At 74.0% G+C, this 13,515-nt stretch carries 11 protein-coding genes and 1 tRNA gene; 7 read left to right on the top strand and 5 right to left on the bottom strand.

What is annotated here, in order from left to right:
- Window positions 1-244 precede the first annotated feature (244 nt).
- On the top strand, window positions 245-1,516 hold the full coding sequence (locus tag GV126_RS17375) for a S1C family serine protease (protein ID WP_159667572.1): 1,272 nt from the start codon (window positions 245-247) through the stop codon (window positions 1,514-1,516).
- 63 nt (window positions 1,517-1,579) lie between these two features.
- Window positions 1,580-1,666: transfer RNA gene (locus GV126_RS17370), tRNA-Ser, on the top strand.
- Window positions 1,667-1,861: 195 nt separating this feature from the next.
- On the opposite strand, the gene GV126_RS17365 is transcribed toward GV126_RS17370, so the two are convergent.
- Both GV126_RS17365 and GV126_RS17360 read right to left on the bottom strand, forming a co-directional pair.
- Complete coding sequence (locus tag GV126_RS17365) at window positions 1,862-2,059, bottom strand: hypothetical protein (RefSeq protein ID WP_159667568.1); 198 nt, start codon at window positions 2,057-2,059, stop codon at window positions 1,862-1,864.
- A gap of 288 nt (window positions 2,060-2,347) precedes the next feature.
- Window positions 2,348-2,758 carry an STAS domain-containing protein gene (locus GV126_RS17360; protein WP_236570036.1) on the bottom strand — a complete coding sequence of 137 codons (411 nt, stop codon included), beginning with the start codon at window positions 2,756-2,758 and terminating at the stop codon, window positions 2,348-2,350.
- A gap of 102 nt (window positions 2,759-2,860) precedes the next feature.
- Here GV126_RS17360 and GV126_RS17355 point away from each other — a divergent pair, with 102 nt between their 5' ends.
- Entirely contained in the window at window positions 2,861-3,190 is a 330-nt protein-coding gene (locus tag GV126_RS17355) for a helix-turn-helix transcriptional regulator (RefSeq protein WP_028421331.1), read from the top strand.
- A 45-nt stretch (window positions 3,191-3,235) separates the two neighbouring features.
- Here GV126_RS17355 and GV126_RS17350 read toward each other — a convergent pair whose 3' ends face one another.
- Complete coding sequence (locus GV126_RS17350; RefSeq protein WP_159667565.1) at window positions 3,236-4,111, bottom strand: bifunctional DNA primase/polymerase; 876 nt, start codon at window positions 4,109-4,111, stop codon at window positions 3,236-3,238.
- Window positions 4,112-4,528: 417 nt separating this feature from the next.
- On the opposite strand from GV126_RS17350, the gene GV126_RS17345 reads away from it, so the two are divergent.
- Window positions 4,529-6,184: a long-chain fatty acid--CoA ligase gene (locus GV126_RS17345; protein WP_185947321.1), complete on the top strand. Its 1,656-nt coding sequence runs from the start codon at window positions 4,529-4,531 to the stop codon at window positions 6,182-6,184.
- Window positions 6,185-6,266: 82 nt separating this feature from the next.
- Here the strand turns inward: GV126_RS17345 and GV126_RS37190 are convergent, their stop codons facing one another.
- On the bottom strand, window positions 6,267-7,418 hold the full coding sequence (locus tag GV126_RS37190) for a response regulator (protein WP_438947850.1): 1,152 nt from the start codon (window positions 7,416-7,418) through the stop codon (window positions 6,267-6,269).
- 200 nt (window positions 7,419-7,618) lie between these two features.
- On the opposite strand from GV126_RS37190, the gene GV126_RS17335 reads away from it, so the two are divergent.
- The 3 genes from GV126_RS17335 (at window position 7,619) to GV126_RS17325 (ending at window position 12,457) form a co-directional block, all read left to right on the top strand.
- Window positions 7,619-10,882 (top strand): SDR family NAD(P)-dependent oxidoreductase, encoded by a 3,264-nt coding sequence (locus GV126_RS17335; protein WP_159667562.1) that lies wholly within the window; start codon window positions 7,619-7,621, stop codon window positions 10,880-10,882.
- Window positions 10,883-10,984: 102 nt separating this feature from the next.
- Window positions 10,985-11,563 carry an acyl carrier protein gene (locus tag GV126_RS17330; RefSeq protein ID WP_159667559.1) on the top strand — a complete coding sequence of 193 codons (579 nt, stop codon included), beginning with the start codon at window positions 10,985-10,987 and terminating at the stop codon, window positions 11,561-11,563.
- Window positions 11,564-11,674: 111 nt separating this feature from the next.
- Window positions 11,675-12,457, top strand: a complete 783-nt coding sequence (locus tag GV126_RS17325; RefSeq protein WP_159667557.1) for a thioesterase II family protein — start codon at window positions 11,675-11,677, stop codon at window positions 12,455-12,457.
- Window positions 12,458-12,521: 64 nt separating this feature from the next.
- On the opposite strand, the gene GV126_RS17320 is transcribed toward GV126_RS17325, so the two are convergent.
- A complete protein-coding gene (locus GV126_RS17320; RefSeq protein WP_236570035.1) occupies window positions 12,522-13,460 on the bottom strand; it encodes an acyl-ACP desaturase in 939 nt (312 codons plus the stop codon).
- Window positions 13,461-13,515 lie beyond the last annotated feature (55 nt).

Raw genomic sequence — 13,515 nt, 5'->3', positions numbered from 1 at the left:
GGCGATCGGGCGGTGCGGGGCCCGTGGGGAGCGCGGCGGGGGGAGCCGCCGGCGGCGCCGGGTGTGAAAAAGGGCCAGCGCGCCCCCGCCCGCGCCGGCGGCCCCGCGGCGGGGCCCCGCCCCGGCCGGCCCGCAGTCCGGTGACGCGGCCGGCGGCCCCGCGGCGGCCTCCTCGGGCGCGCCCGGCGGCGCCGGTGCCGCGCAGCCCTACGCCTCCTCCGCCCCCGGACCGCAGGGCCCGGGCATGCCGGGAGCGGCACCCCAGGGCAGCGGCGGCTCGCCCGTGGACGGCTCCTGGCCGCCTCCTCCGCCCCCGGCCATGCCCCCCTACGGCGGCGCCGGTGGCGGCTGGGGCGCCGGCTACCAGCAGCCCGCCCCCAAGCGCCCCGGTGGCCGACGCGGCGGACTGGTCGCCGCGGTGATCGTGGCCGCGCTGGTCGCGGGCGGCCTGGGCGGCGGCATCGGCTACACGCTGGCCAAGAACGACGACACCACCTCCACCACGGTCTCCGCCTCCGACAACGGTGCCTCGCAGGTCAAGCGCGACCCGAACTCGATCGCGGGTGTGGCCGCCAGGGCGCTGCCGAGCACGGTGACCATCGAGGCCGAGGGCAGCGACGGCCAGGGCGGCACCGGCACCGGGTTCGTCTTCGACACCCAGGGCCACATCATCACCAACAACCATGTGGTGGCCGACGCCGTGGACGGCGGCCGGCTGACGGCCACGTTCCCCAACGGCAAGAAGTACGCCGCCGAGGTCGTCGGCCACGCACAGGGCTACGACGTCGCGGTCATCAAACTCAAGAACGCGCCCGCCTCCCAGCTCAAGCCGCTCCCCCTCGGCGACTCCGACAAGGTGGCCGTCGGCGACGAGACGATCGCCATCGGCGCGCCCTTCGGCCTGTCGAACACGGTGACGACGGGCATCATCAGCGCCAAGAACCGCCCGGTCGCCTCCAGCGACGGCAGCGGCGACAGCAAGGCGTCCTACATGAACGCCCTGCAGACCGACGCCTCGATCAACCCGGGCAACTCCGGCGGCCCGCTCCTGGACGCGCGCGGCGCGGTGATCGGCATCAACTCCGCCATCCAGTCCTCCAGCGGCGGCGGCCTGGGCAGCTCCGGCCAGTCCGGCTCGATCGGCCTGGGCTTCGCCATCCCGATCAACCAGGCCAAGTACGTCGCCCAGCAGCTGATCAAGACGGGCAAGCCGGTCTACGCCAAGATCGGCGCGTCGGTCTCCCTGGAGGAGACCACCAACGGCGCCCAGATCACCGACCAGGGCGTCGGCGGCGCGGAGGCGGTCGAGCCAGGCGGCCCCGCCGCCAAGGCCGGCCTCAAGCCCGGCGACGTCATCACCAGGCTCGACGACACGGTGATCGACTCCGGCCCGACCCTCATCGGGGAGATCTGGACCCACAAGCCCGGCGACAAGGTCAAGATCACTTACAAGCGCGACGGCACGGAGCACACCACCGAGGTCACCCTCGGCTCCCGCGTCGGCGACAGCAACTGACCGGCACGCGCGCGGGGCGACCCGATAGTCTTGTCCCCGCGCCGCCGATCACGGGCGGCGCGGGGAGGTGTGCCCGAGCGGCCTAAGGGAACGGTCTTGAAAACCGTCGTGGCAGCGATGTCACCGTGGGTTCAAATCCCACCGCCTCCGCGCTGTGAGCAGTGAGAACGGCCCCCGACCTGGGTGTACGGTCGAGGGCCGTTCTCGCGCGCGGCTACCGTGACTGCCCGGTGTTCCCCGTTGTCCCCGCGCGTTCGGCAGACCTGTCGGCGACCCTGGTCGTCCGCCCCCGGAGGGCTCGGAGACGGCCTCGAATCTCGTTCCAGCGTGCCATGGGTCCTGCGTTCATGGATTGAGCGTGTAGAAGACCAGCATGAGCGCCTCGGAGCCGATCCCCGCGCCTGCCCACAGCAGGAACTTCGGAAACGTCGCCCTCTCGACGCCCTCTCTCCGGCTGAGCCACACCAGAAGGGCTACGAAGAGGCAGGACAATCCGAGCAAAAGGAAGCAGCTGCCGATAAGCCAGAACAGCACACCCACCATGTGTCCCCCCTGAGCCCCTGGACCGAGCCCTTGAGGGTACTGATCCGGGGGCCGACTGACCACGGTCTGCGCCCGTGACCGCCCCAGCCACGACGCCCTCCGGCCTTGTGCACCGTGTGCCTGCCTCTTGACGGGGATCGGGGGGGCGACGTTGATCAGCCTCGCGTGCGCTTCCCCTTCGCCGGGACGGCCGCTGCCGAAGCGCTTGCTGTCGGGGAGATCCGTCGGGTACGACGTGCGTCCGACGGGCATGCGTGTGCACCTGGGGCAGGTGGCGTTCCTGTGGTCCTAGGAGGCGGCCGCCTCTCTCAGGGTGTCGCGTACTTCCAGGACGGTGTCGGCGCCGGTGAGTTCGAGGAGGCGCTGGAGCTGGGGGGCGGGTGCGACCACGCGCAGGGGGGCCGTCTGGTGCGTGTGGATCAGCAGGTTCAGGAACGACGAGTCCGCGAAAGTGACGCCGGAGGTGTCCAGGACGACCTTCGCGTGCTTCCCGGCGGCGGCCTGCAGTGCCGCGGCCAGCGGCTTGATCGAGTGCACGTCGTAGGAGCCGTGCGCGACGACGACCCAGGCGCCGCACCATGCGTACTGGATGACTCCTGCTCCGGCCGGAGTCTCCTTACCGGCCTGATCGGGCGACCGCTGGTCGCCCACGCCGTCGTTGATCATCTGCCTCGGCACGACAGTCTCGTCCCACGACACCCGCCGGCTCCTCCTGTGAGGTCCCCCGCACACGTCAGCAATTACGCGAAAACTATGTCATGTATCTGGGTTCAGGTAAACGCGGCCACTAAAATGCAGCGCATGGTCGGAGTGCCCGAATCCCACACCGGATGGACGTTCATCACCAACCACGCGCGCGTACTGGCGGCCATCGCAGACAATCCGAGCATCCGGATCCGTGACATCGCCGCCCACTGCCGGCTCACCGAGCGGGCCGTCCAGCGGATCATCTCGGATCTGGAGCAGGACGGCTATCTCTCCCACACCCGCGACGGGCGCACGAACACGTACCGCATCGAGCCGGACAAGGTGCTGCGCCACCCGGCCGAAGCGGGCCTGTCCGTGGCGTCGTTGCTCTCCCTGCTCGTGCAGGACGAGACCGACCGCGGCAAGAAGCCGGTCGCCCGGTAGCCGGGGGCCGTTGCCCGGACGGCGCGTCAGGCCCTCCCCGACCGGTCATGAACGGCCGGCTGTCCGGCGGGCCGCGGAGGCGACGGTCGCGCGGGCTTCGTGCTCGGGCAGGCCGGTGGTCACGGCTGCCTCGACGAGGGAGGCGGCCAGGGCGGGGCCGATGCCGTTCTCGTAGGCGCGGCAGGCGGCCCAGAACAGGCGGCTGTTGCGCCGTCCCCGGTGTGCGGCGAGGACGAAGTGGACCAGGGCCTGCCCGTGTCGGTCCGGTGGTGGCGCGGCCGGGGCGTGGGACGGGCGCGGTGGCGGGGGCAGCAGCCGCAGCAGGGCCGGCGGGCAGGGCGCGGGTACCCGGTGGGCGGTGCCGGGGGCGGCCGTGTAGACGCCGTGCGCGGTGCGCGAGCCGGGTCCGACGAGGTAGCCGCCGGCGCCGCGGATGTCGATGCCGGGGGCCAGGCGACCGGCCGAGTTGGGGACGACGACGTCCGCCGGTCCGCTCAGCCACAGGTGGCGCCCGCCGCTGGGGGTCAGGACGACCACGGTGGCGGGGAGGGTGAACCGGTGGCGCCGGGCCAGTGCGCGCAGAGCCGCCGAGGAGTCGGTGCCCGTCTTGGTGTCCAGATCGATGCCGATCAGATGGTGCGGGGGCAGCCCGCAGGCGATGCCGTAGCCGGTGGCCCAGGGCGCGGCGGCGAACAGGTCCCGGATCCGGGCGGGGTCGGTGGAGGCGTCGTACACGCCGTGGCCGAAGCGGCCGCACTCGCCGTGGCAGGGCGGCCCGGTCGCGTCGGGGGCGTGGCGGTGCGGGGAGCGCAGGGCCGGGAGCTTCGTCCGGGACAGGGGGATGACGGCCAGCCCGCGTTCGGCGGCGGCCAGGGCGTGGGCCAGGGCCAGGGTCGTGGCCTGCCGGGCGGTGGGGGCCATGGATTAGGCTTCTGCGCCGTGACCGGGGCGGGCCGACGTGTGTGCGCGGGCGGGAGCCTGCCGGCTGCCTGTGCTGTCGGACGCCGGCCGGGCTGCATGCGCTGACCGGAGCCCGCCGGGCGGTGTTCGCTGACGGGAGCCTGCCCACTGGGTGCGCGGTCGGACCCCGGCCGGGCTGCATGCGCTGACGGGGGCGAACCGGCAGTGTGCTGGGCGCGGGTCGAAGGTGGGCCGACAGCGGGCTGGGCGCGGGCCGAGGGCGGGTTGAGAGTGGGCCGGAAGCGCGTGGGTGTGGGGGCGCGCGGCGCGAAGTGCCTGATCGATCAGCTCGGGCTAGTGACATACCGAGTGGTATGCGCGCAGAATCAGCGCAACTCGCTACCACCGCGCAGGCAACGCCGCCCCGGGAGGACCACCGTGCTGAGCACCATGCAGGACGTACCGCTGACCGTCACCCGCCTTCTCGAACACGGAATGCGCGTGCACGCACGGTCCCGGATCACGACCTGGACCGGCGAGGGCGAGCCGCAGCGGCGCAGCTTCGCCGAGGCGGGTGCCCGCGCGGTGCAACTGGCGCACGCCCTGCGCGACGAACTGGGCGTGCGCGGCGACGACCGTGTGGCCACCCTCATGTGGAACAACGCCGAGCACGTCGAGGCGTACTTCGCCATCCCCGCCATGGGCGCGGTGCTGCACACGCTGAACCTGCGCCTGCCCGCCGAGCAGCTGACCTGGATCGTCCAGCACGCGGCCGACCGCGTCATCATCGTCAACGGCTCGCTCATCCCCCTGCTCGCCCCGCTGCTGCCGCGGCTGACGACCGTCGAGCACGTCGTCGTCTCGGGCCCCGGCGACCGCTCCCCGCTCGACGGCTCCCACGCGCGCGTGCACGACTACGAGGAGCTGATCGCGGACCGGCCGACCACCTACGACTGGCCGGAGCTCGACGAACGCCAGGCCGCCGCCATGTGCTACACCTCCGGCACCACCGGCGACCCCAAGGGCGTGGTCTACAGCCACCGTTCCATCTATCTGCACTCCATGCAGGTCAACATGGCCCAGTCCATGGGCCTGACCGACCAGGACACCTCGCTGGTCGTGGTCCCGCAGTTCCACGTCAACGCCTGGGGCCTGCCGCACGCCACCTTCATGACCGGCATCAACATGCTCATGCCGGACCGCTTCCTGCAGCCCGCCCCGCTCGCCGAGATGATCGAGCGGGAGCGGCCGACCCACGCCGCCGCCGTGCCCACCATCTGGCAGGGCCTGCTCGCCGAACTCACCGCGCGCCCCCGGGACGTCTCCTCCCTGACCCAGGTCACCATCGGCGGCTCGGCCTGCCCGCGCTCCCTGATGGAGGCGTTCGACCGGTACGGCATGCGGGTCTGCCACGCCTGGGGCATGACGGAGACCTCGCCGCTGGGCACGGTGGCCCGGCCCCCGGCGCACGCGGTCGGCACGGACGAGGAACTCGGTTACCGGCTCACCCAGGGCCGCTTCCCGGCCGGTGTGGAGGCCAGGCTGACCGGCCCCGGCGGCGAACGCCTGCCCTGGGACGGCGAGTCCGCGGGCGAGCTGGAGGTGCGCGGCCCGTGGATCGCCGGCGCTTACTACAACGGCCCGGACGCCGAACCGCTGCGGCCCGCCGACAAGTTCAGCGCGGACGGCTGGCTGAAGACCGGCGACGTCGGCACCATCTCGCCCGACGGCTACCTCACCCTCACCGACCGCGCCAAGGACGTCATCAAGTCCGGCGGCGAGTGGATCTCCTCGGTCGATCTGGAGAACGCCCTGATGTCCCACCCGGACGTCGCCGAGGCCGCCGTCGTCGCCGTCCCCGACGACAAGTGGGGCGAGCGCCCGCTGGCCACGGTCGTCCTCAAGGAGGGCGCCAGTGCGGACTTCGCCGCCCTGCGCGCCTTCCTCGCCGAGGAGGCCAAGATCGCCAGGTGGCAGCTGCCGGAGCGCTGGACGGTCCTCGGCGCGGTGCCGAAGACGTCCGTGGGCAAGTTCGACAAGAAGGTGCTGCGCCGGCAGTACGCCGCCGGGGAGCTGGACGTCACGCGGCTGTGAGCCGTAGGGCCCGTCCCGTTCGCGGGTCGTACGGCCCGCCCCCGTACGCGGGTGGCGGGCCCTTTCCTGGTGACGCCGGTGGCTAGTTGGTGCCGATGCGGGCCAGCAGGTCGACGATCCGGGTCTGGACCTCCGTGCTGGTGGACCGCTCCGCCAGGAACAGCACCGTCTCGCCGGAGGCCAGCCGCGGCAGGTCCGCCTGGTCGACGGCGGCCGTGTAGACGACCAGCGGGGTGCGGTTGAGCTGCCCGTTCGCGCGCAGCCAGTCCACGATCCCGGCCCGGCGGCGGTGCATCTGCATCAGGTCCATCACGACCAGGTTCGGCCGGAACTGACCCGCCAGCGCCACCGCGTCGCCGTCGCTCGCGGCCTGTGCCACCTGCATCCCGCGCCGCTCCAGCGCCGCGGTCAGCGCCAGCGCGATTTCCACGTGCTCCTCGATGAGCAGCACGCGCGGCGGATGCTGCTCGCTGTCACGCGGTGCGAGCGCCTTGAGCAGCACCGCCGGATCGGCGCCGTAGGCCGCCTCACGGCTGGCCTGCCCGAGCCCGGCCGTGACCAGCACCGGCACCTGAGCGGCGACCGCGGCCTGGCGCAGCGACTGCAGCGCGGTGCGCGTGATCGGTCCGGTCAGCGGGTCGACGAACAGCGCGGCGGGGAACGCCGCGATCTGCGCGTCGACCTCCTCGCGCGAGTGCACGATCACCGGACGGTAGCCGCGGTCGCTGAGCGCCTGCTGGGTGGTGGCGTCGGGGGCCGGCCAGACCAGCAGCCGACGCGGGTTGTCCAGCGGCTCCGGCGGCAGTTCGTCGTCCATCGGCTGCGGCCGCGGCGGGTCCGCGACCTCCACCGCCCCGCCCGGACCGTCCAGCGGTTCGGGTCCCTCGGCGGCGTTCTCGTCCGGGGCCCCTATGGCGTACGACCGACCGGCGCCCTCCGTGGCCTGCGCGAGCCGCGACTGCCCGGCCGGCGGCTGCGCCGGGCCCGCCGGGACCCCGGAGGCGCCGCCCGGCGACGGCTGTCCGAGGGGCTGTCCGAGGGGCTGTTCGGCCGGCGGGTGCGGGCGGGCGCCCTGCTCGGGCCGCTGCTCCGTACGCGCGGCCGGATCGGGCGGCGTGCCCAGCTTGCGGCGGCGGCCGGAGCCGCCGGGCGTGTGCGGGGGCGGCGTGGCCGAGTGCTGCTGCACCTGGGCGGCCTGGCGGCTGAACGGCACGCCCTGGCCGAGGGTGCGCACACTGATCGCCCGGCCTTGCGTGGAGTTGGGGTCGACCGGCGCGGCGGTTTCCGCGGGCAGCGGCTGCGCCAGGCGCTGCGCCCGGCCGACGGGCCGCGCCGCCGGGTGTCCCGGTGCCTGGCCGGGCGTCTGCTCGGGCGGGAGCGGGGTGCCGGCGGCCGGGGTGCCCGGCGCGGGGGCGGTCGGCGCGGGGGTGCCGGGTGCGGTCGGCGAGGCTGCGCACGGCCCCGCTGCCCCGCCCCCGCGAGGCCGAGGCGACGCCGGCGCCACGGCCGGGCACGGTCCTGTCCGAGGCGGAGACGCGCCAGGGCGTGGACCTCATCGACGCGCTGAAGTCCCTGACCGCGCACTTCGCCGTCCGTGCCGTGGAGCAGATCCTGCCGGGGGGTGCGCCGTTCACCTGGGCCGACCTGTGCGCCGCCGGTGTCCTGCCGGAGTACGAGGAGCTGCTCGGCGTGCTGCTGGAGGAGGCCGAGGCCCGCGGCCTGGTGGCCGGCGCGGAGTCCTTCCGCGCCGGGGGAGCCTGCCGGCCCCTGTCCCCGGCCCGGCCCGCCCACGTGGCGCGCTCGCTGGCGGCCGGGCCCCTGCTGCACGGCCCGGAGCTGACCGCATACGGCATGTGCGGGCAGCGGCTGCCGGAGATCCTGACCGGGCGATGCGACCCGATGGAGCTGCTGTTCTCGGAGTCGGGCCGGTACCTGACCGAGGAACTGTACGTCTCCTCGCTCCAGTCCCGGATCGCCCACCGGGCCATGCGGTCCCGCGTGTGTGCCCTGACCGAGGCCTGGGCCGCCGACCGCCCGCTGAGGATCCTGGAGGTCGGCGCCGGAACCGGCGCGACCACCCGGGCCGTCCTGCCCCACCTGCCGCGTCAGCACACCCAGTACGTCTTCACCGATGTGTCGGAGTCCTTCTTCGCCCGCGCCCGCACGAAACTCGCCGCCTGGGACTTCGTCGAGTACCGGCCACTGGACCTCGACCGCGACCCGCGGGAACAGGGCTACCACGAAGGGTCCTTCGACCTCGTCCTCGCCTCGAACGTCCTGCACGCCACCGCGGACGTCCGCGCCTCGCTGGGCCGCCTGTCCTTCCTGCTCGCCGACGGTGGACACCTGCTGGTGCAGGAGATGCACGACACGGCGGCCTGCGCCCTGGTGTTCGGCGTCCTGAAGAGCTTCTGGAGCCGCACCGACCTGGCCGAACGCCCCGACACACCGCTGCTGCCGCTGCCGGACTGGCGCCGGCTGCTGCGGGAGACCGGCTTCGGCGACGTACAGGACACCCGGGCGGACGGCGACCTGGCCGAGGTGGCCTCGGTGTTCTGCGCACGACGTGCTCCCCGCGCCCACACCGCCGCCGTGCCACCGCTGCCGCAGGCGCCCTCGGGATCCGTGTGGCTGGTCGCAGGCGAGCCGGACGGTGAGCTGCCGTCGGCCCTTTCCGCGGCGCTGGCCACGGTCGGCGGCACCGTGCACACCCTCGGCCCGGACACGGGCGCCTGGACCGTGCCGCTCACGGCCGTCGGCTCCCCCGCCTCCGTCACCGCCGTCCTGGTCACCGACACCGACCCCGGCGCCGGCGCCCTCACCCCGTCCGAGGCCACCGCACGCTCGGTCCGGTACGCCGCGGCCCTGCGGACCCTGGCGAGCGCGCTGACACGCCTGCCCTCCGGCATTCCCCGCTCCCTGTGGCTGATCGCCCCCACCGACGGCGGCGTCCCCGCACCCGAGCCCGCGACCGTGCCGGCTGCCGCCGCCTGGGGCATGGCCCGCTCCCTCGCCAACGAGCACGCCGGGATCACCGTCCGGCGGCTGGCGGCCGACTACGGCGACCCCACACCTCACGCCGTACGCCGGATCGCGGAGGAGCTGCTGGACCCCGACGACGAGGACGAGGTCGTCACCACGCGCCACGGCCGGTTCGTGCCCCGCGTCACCGACCGCCCGGCCGTGCCGCAGGCGGCCACGCCGGAGCCGCCGGGCGCCTACGCGCTGCGGGTCCGGCGCCCCGGCTCCGCCTACGAGCTGGTGTGGCGCCCGGTATCCCCCGCCCCGCCCGGCCCGGGGCAGGTGTCCATCGAGGTCCGCGCCGCCGGACTGAACTACCGGGACGTCCTGCAGGCCCAGGCCGTCCTGCCGCCGCAGCCCTGCACGGACGGCACCCGGGAACACCCGCTCGGATACGAGTGCGCCGGGATCGTCACCGCCGTCGGCGCAGGAGTGTCCGCCGTCGCCCCCGGCGACCGGGTGTGCGCCGTCGCCCGGGGTGCGCTCGCCTCACACCTCACCGTCGACGCCCGAGCCGTCAGTCCCGTACCCGACGGCATGGACCTCGCCGCGGCGGCGACGATCCCGCTCGCCTTCCTCACCGCGCACTACGGCCTCGGGCATCTCGCCCGCCTGGCCCCGGGCCAGACCGTCCTGGTGCACGCGGCCGCGGGCGGCGTGGGCCTGGCCGCCGTGCAGTACGCCCAGCACGTCGGCGCACGGGTCATCGCCACCGCCGGAACACCGCACAAGAGGAACCTGCTGCGTCTGCTCGGCGTGGAACACGTCGCCGACTCGCGCACCCTCGACTTCGTCGAGGAGGTCCTCGACGCCACCGAAGGGCGCGGTGTCGACGTCGTCCTCAACTCCCTCAGCGGCCAGGCCGTCAGCCGCAGCCTGGAACTGCTCAGGACCGGCGGCCACTTCGTCGAACTCGGCAAACGCGACTTCTTCGCCAACGAGCGCCTGCTGCTCGGGCCGTTCCTGCGGGCGCTGACCTTCTCCGCCGTGGACCTCGACCGGACGCTGCTGGACAACCCGGACGCCGCGGCACCCCACTGCGACCGGCTCGCCGCGGCGATCGCCGCCGGCGACATCCGGCCGGTGCCGCACTGGGCACGAACGGCAGAGCAGGCACCGGAGGTGTTCCGGCTGCTGCAGCACTCCCACCACGTCGGCAAGCTCGTCCTCACCTTCGACGAGCCGCCGCCGCTCACCCCGCACCTTCCCCCGGTGCCGCTCGACCCGGCGGCCACCTATCTGATCACCGGCGGACTCAGCGGCTTCGGCGCGGCCACCGCGCACTGGCTGGCCGAGCGCGGCGCACGCCACCTCGCCCTGGTGGGCCGCCGGGGCGCGGACACCCCCGGTGCTCCGCGGCTGCTGGAGGAGTTGCGCGCACGCGGTGTCGAGGCGACCGCGTACGCCGCCGACGCCGCGGACCTGGAGGCCATGCGCGCCGTCTTCACTCAGGCGGAGCGGCAGGGGCATCCCGTGCGCGGCGTCGTGCACGCCGCCATGCACCTGGACGACGCCCCGCTGCACGACCTCGACGACAGGCGTGTCGCCGCGGTCCTCGCCCCGAAGATCGGCGGGGCGATGGTGCTGGACGCACTGACCCGCGGACAGGACCTGGCCCTGTTCGTCGTGTACTCCTCCGCCGCCGCGCTCATCGGCAACCCGCACCAGGCGCCCTAGGCGGGCGGCAACGTCGCCCTGGAGTCCCTGGTCCGCGCCCGCCGCAGGCGGGGCGAGACCGCGCTGGCGGGGCAGGGGGGCGGCATCGACGAGGTCGGCTACGTGGCACGGCTGGGGCTGGACAGGATGCTGGAGAACAAGGGCATGGGCCTGCTCGCACCGGGCGAAGCGCACACGTGCCTGGAGCGGCTCCTCGCCGAGGGTGCCGAGGTCGCCACCGTCGGCAGGATGACGTGGGAGGCGCTGCGCTCGTTCTGTCCCACCGCCGACGCCCCGCGGCTGCGGCTGGTCCTCGCACCGGCCGCGGACGTGGCCGGGCACACCACCGACGATCTGCGCCGGCAACTGGCCGTCCTGCCACCGGCTCAGGCCCGCGACCTGGCGCTGCGGGCACTGGCCGAGCTGGCCGCCACCGTCCTGCAGACCGTGCCCGAACGTGTGCCGATGGAACGACCGCTGGGCGAACTGGGCATGGACTCGCTGATGGCCGCCGAACTCGCGGTCCTGGTGCAACGCCACTTCGACTGCGCCATCCCGACCATCGAAGCGGTCGCCAACCCGACGCTGACCGCGCTGGCGGACCTGGTCCTCAAGCAGCAGGGTCTCCGCGCCGCCGAGGCCACGCTGCCGGCCCAGCAGACCGGCACCCGGCCGGCCACCGCCGGGACGGCGCGGCCGTGAGCACCCGCCCGGTGTCCGCGTCCACCGGCGGACGCGGACACCGGGTGGTCCATGCCGCTGCCCCGGCCGCCGCCGGCCGAGGCCGGCCCCCGCCGACGGAAGGACCGAGAGGTGACCCCTGAGAACGGAACCACGGCCGGCGTCGTCGGCTCGCTGTGGACCGCGGGCGCCGTGCGACGCCCGGACGCCGCGGTACGCCTGTACTGCCTTCCCTTCCTGGGCGGGCCCGCGGACTTCTTCCAGCCGCTGGTGCGCGAACTTCCCGGCTGGGTCGAGCCCTGCCCGCTCGAACTGCCCGGCAGCGGGCGGCGGTTCAGAGAACCCGCCGTGCGCGCCGTGCCCGAACTGGCCCGGCTGTTGGCCGAGGTCATCGACCAGGACGGCGCGGGTCGCCCCTACGCCCTTTTCGGCCACTGCGCCGGCGGGTTGCTCGCCTTCGAGGCGGCGCGGCAGCTCAGACGCCGCGCACGTCCGCAGCCGGTGCTGCTCGCTGTCTCCGCGACCGCTCCCCCGCACCACTGGCACCGGATGGTCGCGGCGCTGTGGGCGCAGCCGATGCACCGCTTGACGCCGCTGCTGGGCGAACTGGCCGCCCGGCGTTCCCTGCATGTGGCGAGCGGCACCGCGATCGTCAAGCGCGAGCTGGCCATGTACCTGCGCTACCGCCACCAGGACGACTCCCCGCTCGACTGCCCGATCAGCGTGTTCGGCGGCCGGGAGGACTCAGTGGTCGCGCCGCGGTTCCTCGGCGCCTGGAGCGACCTGAGCACGGACCGGGTGCGTCACCGCATCTATCCGGGCCGCCACTTCTACGTCGACGGCCAGTGGCGGGACATCGCACGCGGCCTGACGTGCGACCTGCGGGGCGCGCTCGGCCCGCCCCGCCCTCGCTAGGGGCGTCCCGCCGCACGCCCACGCGGCAGCGGGAGCGTGGGACGGACCGGGACGGCCCCGACGCTCACCCGGAGGCGGAGCCGTCCAGGTTCATCCGCGCGAAGAGGGAACGGAAACGGGCGGCGTTCTGCGTCAACTGCTCCAGGTGGAGCCCGAGCCGTTCCCGGGCCTGCTCGCCCACGGCGGTGAGATCGGTGCGCTTCCACACGTCGAGGGTGCGCAGCAGCGGCAGCAGCACGTGCTCACGGTGGATCTCCAGGTTGTAGATGCCGGCCGCGGCGATGCGCAGGGAGCGTTCCTGGAAACCGGGCAGGGCGGCACCCGGCATCCGGAAATCGCAGACGACGTCGGCCAGCGCGGTGACCGCGGCGTCCGGGGCCAGGTCGAGGGCCGCCCGGTACAGGTCGCGGTAGAAGAGCATGTGCAGGTTCTCGTCGGCCGCGATCCTGGCGGTCAGCTGCTCGCCGAGCGGGTCCCCGCACGCCTTGCCGGTGTTGCGGTGGGCTTCCCGGGTGGCCATCTCCTGGACCATGACGTAGGCCAGGCCGTGCAGGACGCTGCGGTTGCCGCTGTCGTAGCCGTGCGAGAGGTGCTCCATGCGCTGCTCCTCCAGCAGCACCGGGTCCAAGGCCCGGCGGGCGTGCAGATAGCTGCGCAGCGCGTGGGAGTGCCGGTCCTCCTCCGCGGTCCAGCGGTGCACCCAGGTGCCCCAGGCACCGTCCCGGCCGAAGAGGGTGGCGATCTCGAAGTGGTAGCTCGGCAGGTTGTCCTCCGTCAGCAGGCTGACGGTGAAGGAGTCCTGGACGGCCGCGGACATCGCGGACTGGCCGGCCCGCCACGGTTCGCCGTCGAGCGGACCGTCGTAGTCGCTCGCCTCGCTCCACGGGGTGTAGGTGTGCGGGAACCAGGGCCGGGCGGACGAGAGATGCCGGTCCAGCAGACGGGCCACGACCGGTTCGAGTGACGTCAGGATGCCGGCGCAGGCGGGAGAGAAAGCAGACACAAGGGGCCTCGCAGAGCTGATCCGCCCGGGGCGGCGGGTGGGTCCCGGCCGCACC

This window comes from Streptomyces mexicanus (assembly GCF_902506575.1).
Taxonomy (GTDB): Bacteria; Actinomycetota; Actinomycetes; order Streptomycetales; family Streptomycetaceae; genus Streptomyces; species Streptomyces mexicanus.
Note: the sequence above shows the minus strand (reverse complement) of the source record. Positions and strands in the feature narration are given on the sequence as shown.